At 63.4% G+C, this 18,830-nt stretch carries 18 protein-coding genes and 1 pseudogene; 11 read left to right on the top strand and 8 right to left on the bottom strand.

The window, feature by feature from the left end; translation table 11 throughout:
* Window positions 1–15 precede the first annotated feature (15 nt).
* Window positions 16–888 (bottom strand): undecaprenyl-diphosphate phosphatase, encoded by an 873-nt coding sequence (locus AC07OT_RS15725; protein ID WP_108574877.1) that lies wholly within the window; start codon window positions 886–888, stop codon window positions 16–18.
* 177 nt (window positions 889–1,065) lie between these two features.
* Here AC07OT_RS15725 and AC07OT_RS15720 point away from each other — a divergent pair, with 177 nt between their 5' ends.
* Window positions 1,066–1,572: a GNAT family N-acetyltransferase gene (locus AC07OT_RS15720; protein ID WP_141157413.1), complete on the top strand. Its 507-nt coding sequence runs from the start codon at window positions 1,066–1,068 to the stop codon at window positions 1,570–1,572.
* Here the strand turns inward: AC07OT_RS15720 and AC07OT_RS15715 are convergent.
* On the bottom strand, window positions 1,550–2,494 hold the full coding sequence (locus tag AC07OT_RS15715; RefSeq protein WP_027607569.1) for a GlxA family transcriptional regulator: 945 nt from the start codon (window positions 2,492–2,494) through the stop codon (window positions 1,550–1,552). The genes AC07OT_RS15720 and AC07OT_RS15715 overlap by 23 nt on opposite strands.
* A gap of 172 nt (window positions 2,495–2,666) precedes the next feature.
* Between AC07OT_RS15715 and AC07OT_RS15710 the strand changes: the two are divergent.
* The 3 genes and pseudogenes from AC07OT_RS15710 (at window position 2,667) to AC07OT_RS15700 (ending at window position 5,171) form a co-directional block, all read left to right on the top strand.
* A pseudogene (locus tag AC07OT_RS15710) lies at window positions 2,667–3,294 on the top strand (TetR/AcrR family transcriptional regulator).
* Complete coding sequence (locus AC07OT_RS15705; RefSeq protein ID WP_027607567.1) at window positions 3,291–3,968, top strand: type 1 glutamine amidotransferase domain-containing protein; 678 nt, start codon at window positions 3,291–3,293, stop codon at window positions 3,966–3,968. The pseudogene AC07OT_RS15710 and the gene AC07OT_RS15705 overlap by 4 nt, the downstream one beginning before the upstream one ends.
* Window positions 3,969–4,046: 78 nt before the next feature.
* Window positions 4,047–5,171 carry an alkene reductase gene (locus AC07OT_RS15700; RefSeq protein ID WP_115488561.1) on the top strand — a complete coding sequence of 375 codons (1,125 nt, stop codon included), beginning with the start codon at window positions 4,047–4,049 and terminating at the stop codon, window positions 5,169–5,171.
* Between the two features lie 259 nt (window positions 5,172–5,430).
* Here the strand turns inward: AC07OT_RS15700 and AC07OT_RS15695 are convergent, their stop codons facing one another.
* The gene (locus tag AC07OT_RS15695; protein WP_495108448.1) at window positions 5,431–6,429 is read right to left on the bottom strand and encodes an NAD(P)H-quinone oxidoreductase; all 999 of its coding nucleotides are present in this window, start codon (window positions 6,427–6,429) and stop codon (window positions 5,431–5,433) included.
* Window positions 6,426–7,658 carry a YbfB/YjiJ family MFS transporter gene (locus tag AC07OT_RS15690; protein ID WP_495108447.1) on the bottom strand — a complete coding sequence of 411 codons (1,233 nt, stop codon included), beginning with the start codon at window positions 7,656–7,658 and terminating at the stop codon, window positions 6,426–6,428. The genes AC07OT_RS15695 and AC07OT_RS15690 overlap by 4 nt, the downstream gene beginning before the upstream one ends.
* A 112-nt stretch (window positions 7,659–7,770) precedes the next feature.
* Here AC07OT_RS15690 and AC07OT_RS15685 point away from each other — a divergent pair, with 112 nt between their 5' ends.
* Both AC07OT_RS15685 and AC07OT_RS15680 read left to right on the top strand, forming a co-directional pair.
* Window positions 7,771–8,646 (top strand): LysR family transcriptional regulator, encoded by an 876-nt coding sequence (locus tag AC07OT_RS15685; RefSeq protein ID WP_098479784.1) that lies wholly within the window; start codon window positions 7,771–7,773, stop codon window positions 8,644–8,646.
* Window positions 8,647–8,727: 81 nt separating this feature from the next.
* The gene (locus AC07OT_RS15680) at window positions 8,728–9,114 is read left to right on the top strand and encodes a DoxX family protein (RefSeq protein ID WP_053128802.1); all 387 of its coding nucleotides are present in this window, start codon (window positions 8,728–8,730) and stop codon (window positions 9,112–9,114) included.
* Between the two features lie 144 nt (window positions 9,115–9,258).
* Here the strand turns inward: AC07OT_RS15680 and AC07OT_RS15675 are convergent, their stop codons facing one another.
* The 3 genes from AC07OT_RS15675 to AC07OT_RS15665 all read right to left on the bottom strand — a co-directional run bounded on the left by AC07OT_RS15675 (window position 9,259) and on the right by AC07OT_RS15665 (window position 12,451).
* Window positions 9,259–10,077 (bottom strand): alpha/beta fold hydrolase, encoded by an 819-nt coding sequence (locus tag AC07OT_RS15675; protein WP_495108446.1) that lies wholly within the window; start codon window positions 10,075–10,077, stop codon window positions 9,259–9,261.
* Between the two features lie 89 nt (window positions 10,078–10,166).
* On the bottom strand, window positions 10,167–11,558 hold the full coding sequence (locus AC07OT_RS15670; RefSeq protein ID WP_495108445.1) for an alginate export family protein: 1,392 nt from the start codon (window positions 11,556–11,558) through the stop codon (window positions 10,167–10,169).
* The gene (locus AC07OT_RS15665) at window positions 11,555–12,451 is read right to left on the bottom strand and encodes a VOC family protein (RefSeq protein WP_495108444.1); all 897 of its coding nucleotides are present in this window, start codon (window positions 12,449–12,451) and stop codon (window positions 11,555–11,557) included. The genes AC07OT_RS15670 and AC07OT_RS15665 overlap by 4 nt, the downstream gene beginning before the upstream one ends.
* 147 nt (window positions 12,452–12,598) lie before the next feature.
* Between AC07OT_RS15665 and AC07OT_RS15660 the strand changes: the two genes are divergently transcribed.
* Window positions 12,599–13,666: an NAD(P)-dependent alcohol dehydrogenase gene (locus tag AC07OT_RS15660; RefSeq protein ID WP_115488567.1), complete on the top strand. Its 1,068-nt coding sequence runs from the start codon at window positions 12,599–12,601 to the stop codon at window positions 13,664–13,666.
* Between the two features lie 365 nt (window positions 13,667–14,031).
* Here AC07OT_RS15660 and AC07OT_RS15655 read toward each other — a convergent pair whose 3' ends face one another.
* Complete coding sequence (locus tag AC07OT_RS15655; RefSeq protein WP_169899901.1) at window positions 14,032–14,331, bottom strand: hypothetical protein; 300 nt, start codon at window positions 14,329–14,331, stop codon at window positions 14,032–14,034.
* Between the two features lie 216 nt (window positions 14,332–14,547).
* On the opposite strand from AC07OT_RS15655, the gene AC07OT_RS15650 reads away from it, so the two are divergent.
* The 4 genes from AC07OT_RS15650 to AC07OT_RS15635 all read left to right on the top strand — a co-directional run bounded on the left by AC07OT_RS15650 (window position 14,548) and on the right by AC07OT_RS15635 (window position 18,816).
* Window positions 14,548–15,192: a secretin and TonB N-terminal domain-containing protein gene (locus AC07OT_RS15650; protein WP_065939841.1), complete on the top strand. Its 645-nt coding sequence runs from the start codon at window positions 14,548–14,550 to the stop codon at window positions 15,190–15,192.
* A complete protein-coding gene (locus AC07OT_RS15645; protein WP_027607555.1) occupies window positions 15,189–15,734 on the top strand; it encodes an RNA polymerase sigma factor in 546 nt (181 codons plus the stop codon). The genes AC07OT_RS15650 and AC07OT_RS15645 overlap by 4 nt, the downstream gene beginning before the upstream one ends.
* A 37-nt stretch (window positions 15,735–15,771) precedes the next feature.
* Window positions 15,772–16,698, top strand: coding sequence for a FecR family protein (locus tag AC07OT_RS15640; RefSeq protein ID WP_495108443.1), 927 nt, complete (start codon window positions 15,772–15,774; stop codon window positions 16,696–16,698).
* 423 nt (window positions 16,699–17,121) lie between these two features.
* Entirely contained in the window at window positions 17,122–18,816 is a 1,695-nt protein-coding gene (locus AC07OT_RS15635) for a ShlB/FhaC/HecB family hemolysin secretion/activation protein (protein ID WP_495108442.1), read from the top strand.
* Window positions 18,817–18,830: the final 14 nt, after the last annotated feature.

Here is an 18,830-nt window from a genome sequence, read left to right as displayed (position 1 = left end):
AGACGGGGTGTTATATCAACCCAGCAACCCGGTACTGACCGACACAATCAGGAACACCCCCAGCAGCGCGCGATAGATCACAAACGGCCAGGTGGAGAACCGCTCGAGGAACTTCATCAGGCCCCAGATCGCGAAGAACGCCGAGACGCTGGCCACCACCAGCCCGAACAACAAATGCGGCCAGGCATGGGCGGGCATATCGGCATGCAGCAGCACCCACAGCTCCTTCAAACCGGCGAGGGCGATGGCGGGCAGGCCCAGCAGGAAGGAAAAGCGCGCGGCTTCTTCGCGTTTGAAGTTGAGGAACAGGGCCGCGGTGAGGGTCGAGCCGGAACGCGATACGCCCGGAATCAACGCGCCGATCTGCGCGACCCCGACGATCAGCGCATCCCGCAGACGCATCTGGCTGACCTCGCGGGTATGCCGGGCACGCAGCTCGGCCGCCGCCAGCAGCACCGCCATTACCACGCAGGAAATACCGATCACCAGCAGCCCGCGCAACGGCGAATTGCAGGCGTTCAGGGTCGACGACAAGGCCAGGCCGGCGATCCCGATCGGAATGGTCGCCAACACAATCGCCACCGCGAGCTTGAACCATGGATCGTTGTAGTCGCCCCGGCGCACCGCGCCGATGCTGCCCGTGGTCACTTGGCGCACATCGCGCCAGAAGTAACTGACCACCGCCGCCAGTGCCGCAAGCTGCATGGCCGCCGAAAACGCCGAGCCGGGGTCTTGCCAGCCGAGCAGGGCGGGCACCACACGCATATGGGCGGTGGAGGAGACCGGCAACAATTCGGTAATGCCCTGGATCACGCCCAGGATAAAGATCTGCAGGTAATCCAGGGAGGCGAAGCCCACATCCAGGCCGGCGGTACAGACGTTGGTCAAAGTGCGTGTCCTTGAAAAAGTGGCGAGCCGGCGGAGTTTATTCGAAATGTTTCAGCGCTTCGGCAGGGCTCGCCGCTATTTGCAATCGGTTCAGCAAGTAGAAAGGTTCGCGGAGCTATTGGACTGCGCCGAGGTTTTGTGAACAATGGCGCCCTGCGTTTTTTGACCGAGAGCCCCATGCCTGAAACCACCGTGGAATTGATCCAGACCGGCCCCGAAGAAGCCGAGCTGATCCGCAATCTCTACCAGTACTACGCCTATGAATCGTCGGACTGGGAGCAGGAAGATGTCGAGGCGGACGGCCGTTTCTACATCCATGACCAGCACCTGAACCGCTACTGGCAAGACCCGCACTGGAGCGCCAACCTGTTGCTGGTGGACGGTTATATCGCCGGCTTCCTGCTGATCGAGGGCAGCGAGTTGCCGGGTGTCGACGCCCTGGAACTGGCCGACCTGTTTATCCTCAAGCGTTATCGTCGCAAAGGCATCGGCCGCGCCATCGCCACCCAGGTGTTGTGCAGCGGCGAGGCGGATTGGCTGGTGCGGTTTTATGACCAGGACGAAGTGTCCCAGGCGTTCTGGCGTACGGTGCTGGATAACCTGCCGCGCCCGGTGCAGGCCCTTGAACTGGCGGATGACCCGCAGTTGATGAGTTACCTGGTTACGCGGGCGGTGTTGCATTAAAGGTGTGCTGCATCGCCTGGGGCGGCTGCCCGAACGCCCTTAGAAACGCCTGGCGCATGCGCTCGCGATCACCGAACCCGGTTTCGCGGGCCACCACTTCCACCGGGTGACGGCTGGTTTCCATCATCGCCCGTGCGGCTTCCACCCGCAGGGATTCGATGGCCTTGGCCGGCGTCTGCCCGGTTTCTTCGCGAAATACCCGGCTGAACTGGCGCGGGCTCAGCCGGGCCACCTCGGCCAGGGCGTCCACCGACAGGTCATGGGTGAGGTTTTCGCGGGCGTAGGCCAGGGCCAGTTGCACACGGTCGGACTTGGGGTCCAGCTCCAACAGTGCAGACAACTGCGATTGCTCGCTGCCCCGACGCTGGGCGATCACCAGCTTGCGCGCAATGCGCCGGGCGAGGTCGCTGCCCAGGTCGTTCTCCACCATGGCCAGCGCCATGTCCACCCCGGCACTCATGCCGGCGCCGGTCCATACCTGGCCGTCGACGATAAACAGCTTGTCTTCTTCCAGGCGGATGTCCGGGTAGCGCTTGCGAAAGGCCGGCGCGTGGATCCAGTGGGTGGTGGTGCGTTTGCCGTCGAGCAAACCGGCCTCGGCCAGCACGAAGATGCCCATGCACAGCGAGGCGACACGCCGCGATTGAGCCGAGGCGGCCTTGACCAGTGCCAGCAGGTTGGCCTCCGGCAGGCGAAACTCCAGGTAACCGCTGACGATCAGCGTGTCATAGCCTTGGGGCCGCAGGGGCGAGGTGTTCACCGAAAAGCCCTGGGACGTCATCACCGCGCCGCCGCTTTCCGACACCAGGTGAAACTCATAGGCAGGCTCTCCACGCAGCAGGTTCGCGCACTCGAACACCGAGCCCAGGCTGAGGCTCAGGGATTGGAAGTTCGGGTAAACCATCAGCGCAACGCTGTGCATCGCATGTCTCCAGGGGCGTGGGAGGGTGGATTGTCGGCGGCTGCCGGGAAAACGGCAACCGACTTCGGGTCATGTCCGGAATCCTTGCGCATATGACATTGTGAGGGGTTGGCGCGGCCCCTAACATTCCCTCAACGAACTAGACGACTGGTCTAATCGGACGGAGTGAAGCATGAGCAGCGAAACTAAAAGTGCACGGCAGACCATTCTCGACACGGCGCAGTTGATTGTTGGCCGTAAAGGATTTTCTGCGGTGGGCTTGAACGAAATACTGCAAGCCGCCGAGGTGCCTAAAGGCTCGTTCTATCACTACTTCAACTCCAAGGATGGCTTCGGTGTCGTGTTGCTCGACACCTACTTCGACAACTACGTGCACGGCATGCAGCAACTGTTCGACCAACCCGGTTTATCCCAGCAGGCCAAGTTGATGCGTTATTGGCAGGCCTGGATCGACAACCAGACCGGTTGCACCGATGCGGGCAAATGCCTTGCCGTCAAACTGGGTGCGGAGGTGTCAGACCTTTCAGAGCCCATGCGCCTGGCGCTGGAACGTGGCACGTCGCGCACCATCGATTTACTCGCCATCGCCATACAGCGCGGCCTTGAGGACGGTTCCCTGACTGTCGACCAAGCCCCTGCAAGCCTGGCCCGGCGCCTGTACGCGCTGTGGCTGGGGACCAGCGTGATGAGCAAGATCACCCGGACATCTGCGCCTTTCGAGGAGGCGTTGCTGCTGACCCGACAGCTGTTGGGTTGCCCTGGACACACTGACATTCACTGATCGAGGCACTGGAAAATGAAAGTATTAATGGTACTGACCTCTCACGACCAGCTTGGCGACACCGGCCGCAAGACCGGCTTCTGGCTCGAAGAATTTGCCGCACCCTATTACGTGTTCAAGGACGCCGGCGCCGAACTGGTGCTGGCTTCCCCGGCCGGTGGCCAGCCGCCCCTGGACCCGGTGAGTGACGCGCCCGACGCGCAAACCGAGCAGACTCGCCGCTTTGCCGCCGACCCTGCCGCGCAACAGGCCCTGGCCAGCACGGTCAAGCTGGACACGGTCAACGCTGACGATTTCGACACCGTGTTCTACCCAGGCGGCCACGGCCCGCTGTGGGACCTGGCAGAGTCGCCGGTGTCCATTGCCCTGATTGAGTCCTTCGAGCGTGCCGGCAAGCCCATCGGCTTTGTCTGCCACGCACCGGGCGCCTTGCGCCACGTCAAGGCGGTCAATGGCGAGCCGCTGGTCAAGGGCCGTCGCGTCACCGGCTTCTCCAACTCGGAAGAAGCGGCGGTGGGCCTGACCGAGGTGGTGCCGTTCCTGATTGAAGATGATTTCAAGGCACTGGGCGGCAACTATCAGAAGGGCGCCGACTGGCAATCCTTCGTGCTCGAAGATGGTTTGCTGATCACTGGGCAGAACCCTGCCAGTTCCAGTGACGTGGCCAAGGCGCTGCTCAAACTCACCGCGTAAGTTAATTAACCCTTTCATTCATTGGCGACTTGCAACAGTCGCCAATGGGTTTGCTCGTCTCGAATTTGGAATACCCCAATGACTAACAGCGTTTTAAGTACCCCGGTCAAACTGGGTCATCACACCTTGAACAACCGTATCGTGCTGCCACCGTTGACACGCCAGCGCAGCGCCCAGCCTGGCGATATCGCCACCGACCTGATGGCCGAGTATTACCGCCAGCGCGCTACGGCCGGTTTCATGGTCAGCGAAGGCACCCAGATCGAACCCCGTGGCCAGGGTTATGCCTGGACGCCGGGCATCTACACCCCGGCGCAGATTGACGGCTGGCGCAAGGTCACCGACGCGGTGCATGCCGAAGGCGGGGTGATCTTTGCCCAGTTGTGGCATGTGGGCCGTGTGTCCCATAACGCCTTGCAGCCTGACGGCGCCGCACCGGTGGCACCGTCGGCGATTCAAGCCCAGCAAGCCAAGGCCTTTATCGAGACCGGGCCTGGCACAGGTGAATTGAAGCAACCGCCGGTGCCTCGCGCCTTGAGCGTGCTCGAGATTGAAGAATTGGTCGGGCACTACGCCCAGGCCGCACGCAATGCGCTGGACGCCGGGTTTGACGGCGTGGAAATTCATTCGGCCAACGGTTACCTGGTCAACCAGTTCATCTCGGCCCATGCCAACCAGCGCGACGATGAGTACGGTGGTTCGCTGCACAATCGCCTGCGCTTTTTGCGCGAGATCGTCGAAGCCGTCAGCAAGGTGGTCGGGCCGGAGCGCCTGGGCGTGCGGTTTTCGCCGTTGTTCAGCGGCACCGACCAGGACCGTGTGTACATCGGCCTGGTGGAAGAAGACCCGCACCACACCTACATCGAAGCGATCAAGGTGCTGGAACAGTCGGGCATCGCCTACGTGTCCATCGCCGAAGCGGACTGGGACAACGCCCCCGTGCTGCCCGACAGCTTCCGTGAAGCCGTGCGCAGCACCTTCAGCGGTCGCATTATCTACGCCGGTCGCTACACCGCTGAACGCGGCGCGAAACTGGTGGACGCCGGGCTGGCGGATTTGATTGCGTTCGGACGGCCGTTCATTGCCAACCCGGACCTGCCGCAACGGCTATTCAAGGGCTGGCCGTTGAACCCGCTGCGGGAAGAGGGGATGTATGGTGGCGGTGAGGTGGGCTACATCGACTACCCCACCTACTCCGAGTAAGAGCGCGGTCAATGTGGGAGGGGGCTTGCCCTGATGCCAGCCATTTAAGAAGGAACACTATCACTGTGGTGAGCGGGCTTTTTGTGGTGAGCGGGCTTGCCCCGCGCTGGGTTGCGAAGCAGCCCCAATAAGAGCGCTGCAGTGTGTCAGGCAGCTCCGGGGCTGTGTTTGGGGCTGCTTCGCAGCCCAGCGCGGGGCAAGCCCGCTCACTACAGGTTACTGCTTGCGCCTCACACATTTGCTTTGTGTTGCCTGCTGGTTACTCCACCCGCAACACAATCTTGCCGATATGGTCCCCACCTTCCATCCGCGCATGGGCCTGGGCGGCGTCGGTGTATTCGTAGACCTTGTCGATGATCGGCAGGCAACGCCCGGCCTCCAGTACCGGCCAGATGTACTCGCGCAACTGTTCGGCAATCGCGGCTTTTTCAGCCTTGCTGCGCGCACGCAACAGTGAGCCGGTAATCACCGCGCGCTTGCCGAGGATGCTCAACAGGTCGACGTCGTTGGCCTTGGCGCCGCCGAGGAAACCCAGCATCACCAGGTGGCCGTCCATGGCCAGGGCCTTGAGGTTGTTGTTCAGATACGAGCCGCCCATGATGTCGAGGATCACATCCACGCCCTGGCCGTTGGTCTGTTGCGCGATGACCTCGGCAAAATCCTGCTCGCGATAATTGATCGGCTCGCCGCCCAGTTGGGCGATGGCTGCGCATTTGTCGGCGCTGCCGGCGGTGGCGAAGGCCTGGATGCCAAATTCGCGGCACAGCATCAGCGCGGTCGTACCGATGCCGCTGGTGCCGCCGTGGATCAGCACGCGCTGGCCGGTGTGGGCATCGCCGAGGCCGAACAGGTTGGCCCACACGGTGAAGAAGGTTTCCGGCACGGCAGCGGCTTGAATCCAGTCCATGCCTTCAGGAATCGGCAGCGCCTGGCTGGCGGGCACCGTGCAGAACTGCGCATAGCCGCCGCCATTGGTCAGGGCACAGACCTTATCGCCCACGGCGTATTCGGTCACGCCGTCGCCCAGCGCGGCGACTTCGCCCGCCACTTCCAGGCCAGGCAGCGGGTTCATGCCGGGTTTCATCGGGTACTTGCCGGCGCGTTGCAGGGCGTCGGGGCGATTCACACCGGCCGCATGCACGCGAATCAGGATCTCGCCGGGGGCCGCCACCGGTACATCTGCCCGGCGTGGTTGCAGCACCTCGGGGCCACCGGGGGTGGTGATTTCGATCAGGGTCATTTCTTTGGGAAGCGTCATTTCAGATTACCTGCAGCGATGAGCGTATGGGTTGGGACCGCGTCGGACGGCCGGCGGTTCAGCAGGCGCATGCCCGGCTCCAGGGCCAGGGCGACCACTATCGCCCCGGCGGCGATCAGGAACAACAGTGCATGCTGGCCTCCGCTGACGTTGAACAGGGCGGAATAGGCAAACCCCGAGAGCGCCTGGAAAGTCGCAAAGGACACCGTGGCACGGCTCCACGCGACCTGCTGCTGATGATGGTCGGGGAGCAGTTCGTGCACCCGCGCCAGCGCCAACGGCACGATGCCCGGCGGGAAAGAACCGAGGATCACCGCGAGTACCGCCAGGCCAGTCAACGAGCCGGCAAACGGCAACGCACCGACGGCAATCGCCTGCACCACCAGCACCACGCGGATGCTCAAGCGCGCCCCCAGTTTGTCTGCCAGGAACCCGTAGGTGACCGGCCCGACAATCGACCCCAGGCCGTACATCACCCAGATCATCGCGCCGATATGCGCCCCGGCCCCCAGGCCACGGGCCACGTAATCCACCAGGAACACCATCGCCGGTACCAGCCCCGCGGCCATAAAGGCGTATTGGGCGAACAGCAGGTACACGCCGGAAGGCGTTGCTACGGCCGCGCCGGATGGCGGCGCGTCTTCATGCAGCGTGCCCGCAGGCCAGGCGAACCAGCTGGCGGCGGTCAACACCACGGCCAGCAGGCCGAGGCCGAACCAGGTCTGCTGCAAGCCCAGGCTCAGCAGCGGCGGCACCAGCGTGCCGGAACCGGCGATGCCCAGGCCGATGCCGAGGAAAATCGCACCGCTGGCCAAGCCTCGTCGCGCTGCCGGAACATGGGGCAACACGGTCGCCGCCACCAGCACCATGATTGCGCCACCGGCAATCCCCGACAGCAGCCGCCAAGCGAAGAACCACACCACCGACAGCGGGAAGCCACAGGCGAAGAACGCCAGGGTCACCGCCACCATCATGATGCGCAGCGCGGTCCTGTTCGAGGTGCGCTGGGCAATGGGCCGCCCGATCAGCGCGCCGATCAGGTAACCCACCAGGTTGGCGGCACCGAGGTACACCACGTCATTGGCGCTGAACCAGTGGGCCTGGATCAGCGACGGAATCAACGGCGTATAGGCAAAGCGCGCCAGGCCGATGCTGACCAGGCTGGCGCACAGGCCTGCGAAGATCGGCAGCCACACGGAGCGGCGGGGTGGGGCGTGAGTGTCGAGCATGATGGCGGTCCTGGGTATTTTTCTCTGGTGCCCAGCATATCCAGGTTTCTGGATGCAATAATGCAGCGAATACACGTCGCTGTGATGCAGATATGCAGCATAAGGAGGCCGCATGAATTGGGATGATGCACGGGTGTTCCTGGCGGTCTGCCGCGAGTCGACGCTGCGCGGGGCCGCACGGGTATTGGGGGTCGACCAGGCCACAGTCGGGCGGCGGGTCAACGCCCTGGAAAAGTCCCTGGGTGCCACGCTGTTCCTGCGCACCTCCGAAGGCTACGCCCTGACCGCCGTCGGCGAGGCCGCCCTGCACTCGGTGGAAAAAATGGAACGCTCGGCCCTGGAACTGGAACGCCAGATCCAGGGCCTGGATGACCGCCTGACCGGCACCGTACGGGTCAGCACCACCGACTCCCTGGCCATCGACTTCCTGATCCCGGCGATTGCGCGCCTGCACGTCCAGCACCCGGATGTGCGCGTGCAGCTCGACGCGTCTACCCAGTTCCTGAGCCTGGCCAAACGCGAGACCGACATCGCCGTGCGCAACACCCGCCCGGACAGCCCCGACCTGATCGCCCGGCGTCTCGCGCGCTGGCCGGTGGGGTTGTTTGCGTCCCAGGCCTATATCGATCGCCAGGGTACGCCGGAGCCGGGCAGCCTGTTTGAAGGGCATGATCTTGTGGTCTATCAACCGTACCTGCAAACCCAGAAGGACATGACCCTGGTCTCGGAACCCCTGGGCCGTGGGCGCATCGTCGCCGCCCTGAGTTCCAGCCTGTTGGTGCGCCGCTCCATCGCCGCCGGGATCGGCATCGGCGAAATCCCGATCCTCACCGGCGAGCGCGACGGGCTGGTGCGCCTGTGGCCGGAGCGCACGCGGCCGTTGCCCTACGACGTCTGGCTGGTGACCCACGCCGACCTGCGCCACACCGCACGGGTGCGGGCGGTGATCGATGAAATCGTCGCGGGGTTTGCCGGCACCGGGGAGTGAGGTCAGCACACGGTTGCAAGCGTGCGTACCGCTCTGTGGACACAATCGAGGTCGATAACGTGTCAACCCACCGGAGCGCATATGAACGAATCAAGACACCAGGACCTGGGGCTGTTGTTTCTGCGAGGCAGCGGGGCGCTGTTCCTGCTATGGGTGCATGGCTTGCCCAAATTGCTCAACTACAGCGAGCAGTTGAAGCTGATCGAAGACCCGTTTCACCTCGGCGCCCATGTCACCTTGCTGCTGGCGATTTTCGCCGAAGTGCTGTGCCCGCTGCTGATCATCGCCGGGGTGCTGGTGCGCCTGGCGTGCCTGCCGATTCTGGCGGTGCTGTTGATTGCGATGGTGGTGGTGCATCCGGAGTGGACGCTGCTGGAAGGGCAATTCGGCTGGCTGCTGTTGATCATTTTCACCAGCATCCTGATTGCCGGACCAGGGCGCCTGGCACTGGAAAAAAAGGCCGGGTAAACCAACCCCCTGTAGGAGCGAGCTTGCTCGCGAAGAACTCTAGAGCGACGCGTGAAATCTGATTTACTGCGTCATCGTTGACGATCTTCGCGAGCAAGCTCGCTCCTACAGGGGAGTGGCGTGCCGGCCAAAGGAGCGGGTGTTTCAGCGTTTCAGGAACGCCAGAAGGTCTTCATTCAAGGCCTGAGCGTGGGTCACGGCAAAACCGTGGGGCGCATCCTTGTACACCTTCAGCTCGGCGCCCTTGATCATCTCGGCCGCCACCTTGCCGGTGGTCTCGAACGGCACGATCTGGTCGCCGTCACCGTGGATCACCAGGGTCGGCACGTCGATCCTGGCCATGTCCGGGCGGAAGTCGGTTTCCGAGAACGCCGTGACGCAATCGACCGTGGACTTGAGGGAGGCGAGCAGGGCGACTTGCAGGGTCTGGGTCTGCACGCCAACGGAGACCTTCTGGCCTTTGTTGATGCCATAGAACGGCGTGTTGAAATCGCTGAGGAATTGCGCGCGATCCTTCAGCAGCTCGGCCTTGAAGCCTGCGAATACGTCGAGCGGCACGCCCTGGGGGTAATCGGGTTTCTGGCCGAAGATCGGCGTCACTGCGCCCAGCAGCACCAGGCCGGCCACGCGCGCACTGCCGTGGCGTGCGATGTAGCGGGCGACGTCGCCGCCGCCCATGGAGAAGCCCACCAGGGTCACGTCCTTGAGGTCCAGGTGTTCGATCAACTGCGCGATGTCATCGGCGAAGGTGTCGTAGTCGTTGCCGGTCCAGGGCTGGTCCGAGCGGCCAAAGCCACGGCGGTCAAACGCGATGGTGCGAAAGCCACGACTGCTGAGGTATTCCATCTGGTATTCCCACATGTCGGCATCCAGCGGCCAGCCGTGGCTGAACAGCACGGGCTTACCGCTGCCCCAATCCTTGAAGTAGATCTGGGTACCGTCTTTGGCAACGAATGTGCTCATGGAAAACTCCTTGATTGAGGAACTGAAAAACCAGCCTCACTATTGCCCGAAACCGGGCCGGGGGCTTGTACGGGTGTGCTTGCCTGGGGTCACCAACTGAACTTGAGCTCGACCCCCAGGTAATTGCTGTCATCGCCGCCGGCATCGCGCAAGGTGCGGCCCACGGCGTAGTGCACCGCTTCAACCGCGCCGGTGAGGTTTGGCGTAAACACATAGTCGGTACGCAGCTGACCATAGGCACCGGTCCAGCGTTCACCCTGGCCTGCGGTGCCGGCGACGGGCAGGTTCGGCTGGGTGTACACCGCGTCGCTGGTGGTCTGGCGCCACAGCAGGCCGACGGCGGCCTGCACGCTGAGTTTGTCGATGGGCTTGACGGTGATCGACGGTTTGACGTGGATCAGGTTGCTGTAGCCCGTATAGCCGGCCAGGGAAAAATAGTAGCCGTTGGGGAACAGCGGGTTGAACGTGCCGACGGTGCCGTCCCCGGTCTTGCGGTCGCCCGAGGCGATGTCCAGTTGCAGGCCGATGCGCGGCTTCCACGCCAGGCTCTCGAAGGTGTACCCCGTGCGGCTGCCGCCGGCCCAGGCGCGAATATCCTTGCTGCCCACCGAGCCGCTTTGCAGCATGGCTTCGATGTCCCAGTCGAACCCCAGGGCCGCACCGCCCAGGCGTGCGTCGAACAGATGGCGGGTTTCATCGCCGTCCGCATCCAGATAGTGCGCGGCACTGCGTTCGTACACGCCATAGTAGGCCGACAGCTCATTCTTGCCGGCCACCAGCCGCTCGACCCGCAGCATGTGGAAGCGCGCGTCACGGTTGGATGTGTCGTCGAAGTGCCGCTCGTCCTGATACTGCACCGGCTGGCTGGCAATCCCGATAAAGCGCCAGTTGGGCGTCTCCCAATCGGCCCACAGCGCATCGAATGATTGCCGCACATTCGGGCCATCCCGCGATGAGATGAAACGCTGCAGGTCGAAGGCGAAGTCCTGGCGCCCGACACGTGCCTTGAGCGTGCCGCTGGCAAAGGCGTTGACGTATTCGGCAAAGGCCAGGCGCAAATCGACGCGGTTCTGATCGGCGCCGCCGACCGTGGTCTTGTCGTAGGCGCGTACATCTTCGAGTTGGGTGAAGAGCCGCCATTGTTCATTCAAGTGCAGGTCGGCGTGCACCTGGAAGCGCTGGATCAGGTAGCGATCACGCTTTACGTCCTTCACCCCAAAACCACTGGCATCGTTCATCTCGAAGCGCTCGCGCAACGTCGCCCCCAATGACAAATAGGTGAACGGGTTGGCGCTGGACAGCGGGATGTACTTCAAGCTGTCCAGCGGCTGCGTGCGCAACGCCGGGTCACGCAGCACCGACCAGTCCTCCTGCCAGCGGTTGGTCTTGATGGCCGGTCGTGCCGGTTGCTCGTCGGCGTGGGCGCTGCCGACCAGCAGCGGCCACAGCACGGCCAGGCCCCAGCCTGTGCGGCGAATCATTTTGCGGCGTGGAGCTGGTGAATTTCCGCGACGTAGCCGCCGGGGAATTCCACCACGGCGCTGCGCCGGCCCTTGCTGTCAAAGGCCGGCACCAACACCCTGGCGCCGGAGCCGGTGGCCTTGCCCAGCGTGGCTGTCAGGTCAGGCACTTGGTAACCGGTGGTCTCGTGGCCGAAGGGGTAGGGCAGGTGGCCGTTGGTGACCAGCACCGCCATGCGCCCGAATGGCGACTCGATATCGACGCGACGGTAAGTACCAGTGGCCTGACCCACATCGACGCCAGGCGCGTGTTTGTCATCGTCCAGGACCTTGCCGTGGGAGAAGCCCAGAAACGCTTTGATAAAGGCGTCAGCGCGATCGGTGGACAGGTACACGCGGTTTTCCGGCACGGTCTGGAATGCCGCGTAGTCCGGGGTCTTGGTATGCCAGTAGAGCTGCATGTTCACGCCACCCGGCCATTGCACCACGGCGTCACGCCCGATCGGGTCCGGGAAGTCGCTGACGATAACGGCGGCGCCGTTTTCTCGCGCGGCGTTGAGCGCCGCGTCCATGTCCTTGACCAGGTAGCCGTTGCGCTCCTGGCCGAAGGGGTGCGGGATCGGCGTGGTGAAGCCGAACAGCGACACCGTGCCCGCCGGCGTCTGCAGCAGTTGCGAGGTGGTACTGCTCGGCACCGGCAGCACGTTCACCACCACCTGGGGCGTGCTCTTGCCGCCAAAGGTGGCGAGGAAACTCTGGGCGAAACGCTCCACATCCGCCGGGGCCACATACACGTGGCTGGTGTCGTATTGCGGCGCCACGGCCACGCTCGGGGTTGCCGCGAAGGCATTGCCCATCATTGCGCTCGCCAGCAGCGTCAATGCCACAGATACCTTGATTGCTTTGCTGCCCATGCCCACTCTCCAGCACTTCTACGGGATTGAAAGCCGTGAGGTTAGGGGCAGGGACGCGTTGGAAATTGTACAAACGTGCTCGGTTGAACGGTTCAGCGTCTATGCTGGTTCACTGACCTCTACCGTCAGATCACACAGGTGAACGAAATGGCCAAGACCTACAGCTACGCCGCCCGGAACGCCACGGATGCCCTCAAGCCCTTTACCTTCGAGCGCCGCGCGCCGGGGGCGGACGACGTACAGATCGACATCCTCTACTGTGGCGTGTGCCACTCCGATCTGCACACCGCGCGCAACGAGTGGAACAACACCCTGTACCCGTCGGTACCCGGCCACGAAATCGTCGGTCGCGTGACGGCGGTGGGGGGCAATGTGAAGAAATTCAAGGTCGGCGACCTCGCCGGTGTCGGCTGCATGGTCGACAGCTGCCAGCACTGCGCCTCTTGCGCCGAGGGCGAGGAGCAATACTGCGAGAGCGGTTTTACCGGCACCTACAACGGCCCGGTATTCGGCGGTGAAAATACCTTTGGCGGCTACTCGGACAGCATCGTGGTCAAGGAGAAGTTCGTGCTGCGCATCTCCCACGACGATTCCAACCTGGCCGCCGTCGCGCCGCTGTTGTGTGCGGGCATCACCACCTACTCGCCGCTGCATCACTGGAAGGTCGGGCCCGGCAAGAAGGTCGGTGTGGTGGGCCTGGGCGGCCTGGGGCACATGGCAGTGAAGATCGCCCATGCCATGGGCGCCCATGTCACGCTGTTCACCACCTCGCCCAACAAGCGTGAAGACGGCCTGCGCCTGGGCGCCGACCAGGTGGTGGTGTCGAAGAACCCGGACGAAATGGCCAAGGTCGCCAACAGCCTGGACTTCATCCTCAACACCGTCGCCGCGCCGCATAACCTCGACGCGTTCCTCAACCTGCTCAAGCGCGACGGCACCATGACCCTGGTCGGCGCCCCGGACAGCCCGCACCCGTCGCCGACGGTGTTCAACCTGATCTTCAAGCGCCGCAGCCTGGCCGGCTCGCTGATCGGCGGCATCCAGGAGACCCAGGACATGCTCGACTTCTGCGCCAGGCACGGGATTGTCTCGGACGTGGAGATGATCGACATCCAGGGCATCAACGAGGCGTATGAGCGCATGCTCAAGGGCGATGTGAAGTACCGGTTCGTGATCGATATGGACAGCTTGAAAAAGGAAAGCCACGCGGCTTGAAAACTGCTCCGGGAAACACTGGGGGCAATGTAGGAGGGGGCTTGCCCAAATGCCCGTCAGTTAAGGAGGAACACTGTAACTGTGGTGGTGGTGGTGGTGGTGGTGGTGGTGGTGGTGGTGAGCGGGCTTGCCCCGCGCTGGGCTGCGAAGCAGCCCCAGGAAAGAAGAACGCGGTGTATCAGACACTCTGTAGGGGCTGGTTTTGGGGCTGCTTCGCAGCCCGGCGCGGGCGGTGCGACGATTCGACAAGCCCGCTCACCACAACAGCCCTATGTGCCGGGGGGAACAGCGTTTAGACAAAGTTGTGTAGATACCTATGCCCCTCCCCCATGGGTGCTGTGTTGCTCAAACAGTCATCGAACAACTCAAGGCCGCTGCGGCTTCACCGAGGTGCCGAAGGTATTGCCCATGCGCACGCTGGTCGCCGCCGGGGTGGCCAGGCCGACCTTGTTCGGCTGGCGTTTTTCCACGGCAATGCCTTGCGCCTCGCGGTTTTTCTTCGCGGCTTTGGCCGCATTCGTATCGTTGCCCATCTGCTGGCTCAGGCAGCCATAGTCGGGCGCCTTGTAGCCATCCACCGAGACGTCGGCGCAGTTGCCGGCGTGGGCGTGCAAGGGCAGGGCCGTGCACAGCAACAGGCTGGCGAGGAGCGGTAAGCGTTTCATCAAGGCCTCCTGGCGGGCCCGAGGGGGTGGGCCGGTTGGTGTGCAAGTCTAGTGCAGCGGGCCTCTCGTCACCGTGATGTTTTTTTTGCTATCACCGTAACATCAGGTTCATAAATTGGCCTCAGGATGACGGTTTTCTAGGGCGCGTCGGCCGTGCAGCGATGCAGAGCAGGGGGTGAACAGGGGGGCTGGAGGCGCGCCGTATGCGCCCTGGTCTTGCTGTTGCTGCTGGCCGGTGGTCGCGTCGCGCAGGCGGAGTCACCGCTGCTGCTGTTGAACCTGCCGGCGCAGGACCTGGAACATGCACTGCAAGCGTACAGCCGCGCCACCGGAATGGCAGTGCTGGTCGACCGCGAACTGACGCGGGGCCGGCGTTCCATCAGTGTGCGCGGACGTTTTACGGCGCAGGAGGCTCTGGCGATGTTGCTGACGGGGAGTGGCCTGATGGCGCGTTATGCACGCGATGATGCGTTCACCTTGCAGTTGCCCGCGGTCAGCCAGCCGCCTGCCGCCCGTGGTGCGGCGGCACGCAACGCCGCACGGATCAACAACAGCTACGCCACGGCCTTGCAGCAGGCCATCGAGACCAGCCTGTGCCGCTCGCCGCTGACCCGGCCCGGCAGTTTCCGCGCGCTGGTACAGGTGTGGGTCAACCCCCAAGGGCTGATCGAACACAGTCGGTTGGTCAGCTCCACCGGCGACGAACAACGCGATGAAGCACTGGTACGCAACCTGGGCACCACGCGGGTCGAACGACCGGCGCCGAGCTCGCTGCGCCAACCGGTGACTTTACTTTTGATGCCCGACACCACAGGAATGCGCATGGAATGCACAGCAGCAAACGGAGCCTGGGGCGGATGAAAAATACCGGGCACAGTACGATGGTCGGCTTGTTCCTGGCCTCCTATGACGACTTCAAGGTGCGTTTGCGCAAGCGCCTGGGCTCGGAGGACCTGGCCAACGATGTGCTGCACGAAACCTACCTGCGGGTCGACCGCATGGAAGTGCCGCCCAACCTGGCGCAACCCAATGCCTACCTGTACCGCATGGCCTTGAACATCGCCGCCGACCGCCGCCAGGCCGACGCGCGCCTGCTCACCGGCAGCGAGGTGGAAGAACTGCTGCAAAGTGCCGACGAAGCCCAGGACCCGTCACGGGTGGTGGGCGGCCAGAAAGAAATCCAGTCCCTGGTCAAGGCGCTCTACGAACTGCCGGCCCGCCGCCGCAAGATCCTCATCGCCGCCCGCCTGGAAGAAGCGCCGCACCTGGAAATCTCCCAGCGTTTCGGCATTTCCACGCGCATGGTCGAGAAGGAAATCAAGGCCGCCCTGGGCCACTGCGCCAAGCGCCTGGAAAGAAAAGTGATCCAGCGGTTCGGTCCCGGGGCCGGAAAACCGTCTTAGAGTCGAGTCCCTGATAAAACCGTGAGTATTTGCGCGCTTGAACATTTTTAGCCTCAGTGCCACTCGGCAATCCGCCGCCAGCCCCCTGCACGATGAAGCCCGCGACTGGCTGCTCCTGCTGACCTCGGGCCGCGCCACCGTGGCCGATGCCAAGGCGCTCAAGGCCTGGTGTGCGCAAAGCCCCGAGCACGCCCAGGCGTTCGAGCAGGCCAAGGCGATGTGGCAGCAACTGGCCCCGGCGCTTGAGCAAGTCTCGCAACCGCGCAGCTTTGGGCGCCGGGCGTTCCTGGGCGGCGCGATTGCCGCATCGGCCGCCATGCTCATGGTGCAGGTCGGCTCCCCCGGTGGTTTTGCCGGCCTCACGGCGGACTATCGCACCGAAGTCGGCGAACAGCGCCAAGTGCTGTTAAGCGACGGCGTCAGCCTCGAACTCAACACCCAGACGCGCGTCAGCCGCGTGGGCCAGGGGCTTGAATTGCTCGAAGGCGAAGTCGAGGTGATCGCCCATTCCGCACAACCGCTCAAGGTGCTGGCGGGCGAAGGCTGGGTAAGCGCGGCGCAGGCACGTTTCAATCTGCGCAACACCGACCGCACGGTGTGCGTGACCTGTATCGAGGGCTGGCTGTCGGTGGCCGTGGCCGGGCGCAGCGTGCGCCTGGAAAGCGGCCGGCAACTGAGCTACGACGCGGCCGGCCTGGGCGAACCGGTGGTGGTGGACACCCAGGCGGTCGTGGCCTGGCGCGAACAGGTGCTGGTCTTCAACAACGCCACCCTGGCCACGGTGGTGGATGAGATCAACCGCTACCGCCCGGGGATGCTGGTGCTGCTCAACAAGCAACTCGGCCAACGGCGCGTCCAGGCGCGGTTCAGCCTGCAGCAGTTGGCAGGGGTGGCGCTGTTGATTCGGGATGCGTATGGGGCCAAGTGTACGGAGTTGCCGGGTGGGGTGGTGTTGTTGAGTTGAGGCCTGCCGCTCGTCGGGTAACTCCGATTTTTACGCTGTAAAAGAGCCGCGATCACCCGTTGTTCTACGCCTGTCGCTTTCAGGTATGCCTGTGTGCTCATGGGCTGAGCGACCGGTCTTCCCCCTCTGACAGACCTCCTTTCTTATCTTCTCTGAATTTTCTCTTTTGTTTGTAGGGGAAGAGATTTTTAACGTATGAAAAAACCAGGAAACACGCTCTTCAAGTCTCACTGCCTATCCGATTTCTTCCTTCGACTTACATTGTTCGGAAGCCTCTGACAGTCCTCGAACGGCTGTGTGACAGGCAGGGCGACGACGTCAAAAACGCCGAACTTTTTGTAACTTTTCCTCTTTTCCTTAAGCGTTTCAGCCTCGGCAGCATGGGTGCTCTTTCCATTTGAGTACCTGTGTGAGGGTGAAGGGATGCCAGCTGTTTTCCGACCTGCGCTGCTGGGGATGGCGCTGCTTTCAGGTCCGCTTTATGCCGCGTCCACCGTGTCGCCCGGCGACCGTGAACTGGCCCGTGAGCGTCAGCAGAAAGTGTTGGAAGAACAGCGTCGCCGCCTTGAAGACCTGCAACACCTGCCGGGCCAGATCACTGCACCAACCGCCCCCGCGCCGCTGGACGACGGCCAGTGCATCACCCTCACGCGCATCAATGTCGAAGGCGCTGCGTTGCTGTCGGCGGCCCAGCGGCAGGCGCTGCTGGAACCCTGGCAGGGGCGTTGCCTGGGGGTGCCTCAACTCAACGCAGCGCTCAAAAGTCTCACTGATCATTACCTGCATCGCGGCTACGTCACCACCCGCGCCTACCTGCCGCAGCAGGACCTGAAAAATGGCGAGCTGACCATCATTGTGGTGGAAGGGCGTCTTGAAGGACTCGACAGCTCATTGCTGGCCAGCCCGCTGGAGTCCGCCATGACCTTCCCCGGCACCGTGGGTGAGGTGCTCGACCTGCGTGAGCTGGAGCAATGGGTGGATCAACTGTCGCGCTTGCCCTCGCGCCAGCCGCAGCTTGAGGTCCTGCCGGGGCAGGCGGTGGGCGGCAGTCGCGTGACGCTTAAAGGCGAGCGCCTCAAACCCTGGCGCGTCTCGGCCAACCGTAACAACCATGGCGATACCAGCACCGGTCGCCAGCAGGCCGGTATCGGCCTGGATTGGGACAGCCCCCTGGGCCTGGCGGATCAGTTGAACCTGCGGGCCAACCGCGACACCGTCAGCGACCGCTGGCGCCATTCCCACAGCCAGAACCTGTTCTACAGCCTGCCGTATGGTTGGTGGACCTTCAATTTCAGCCACGGCCAAAGCTACTACCGCACGCGTAACGACCTCTCCGGGTTTGCCTTTGCGCTGTCGGGTGAGACCTCCAGCCAGCAGTTGCGCGCCGAACGCGTGCTGCACCGCGATAACCTGGGCAAGACGGCATTTAACCTGGGCCTGAGCCACCTGCGCACCCGCAACTACCTGGAAGACGCGCTGCTGCGCACCTCCAGCCATCGCATCACTGAGCGTCAACTGGGCTTCAACCATGGCCGCCGAATCGGCAATGCCTTTCTCAATCTCGATGCCGGTTGGCAACAGGGCATCGGTGCCCTGGACGCCCAGCGCGATCTCTCCAGGCAGCGCGGCGCGCCTACCTCGCGCTATCAGAAATACACCCTGACCCTCAGCTATTTGCAGTCCTTTCGCTGGCTGGGCCAGTACTGGAGTGTCGACAGCCTTGCTACCGGCCAACACGCCGAAGACGAACTCTATGGACCACAACGCCTGAGCGTCGGCGGCCTTGGTGCCGTGCGCGGGTTTCAGCAACAGAACCTGTCGGGCAACAGCGGCGGCTACTGGCGCAGCCAGGTGCGCTGGCGCCAACCGGTTGCCTGGGATGCGCTGCGCCCCTGGGTGCACGAAGTGGGCGTGGGCTTTGGCTACGACGTCGGTGTGATCAGCCGCGGCCCGCATAACCCTGAGGTGGCCGGGCGCCTTACCGGCCATGCCTGGGAGTTCAGCGCACGCGGCACTCACCTTGCGGCGTCGCTGGTGCTCGCCCGTTCCCTGGAGCGCCCGGCAGTCGTTGAACGCCGCGAACACCCGATCTACGCCCGAATCGAGCTGTTTTTCTAATAACAACAAGGAAC

This window comes from Pseudomonas sp. GW821-FHT09C10, from assembly GCF_059418085.1.
The sequence above is the reverse complement of the archived record's forward strand: the minus strand, read 5'-3'. Positions and strand labels throughout refer to the sequence as shown.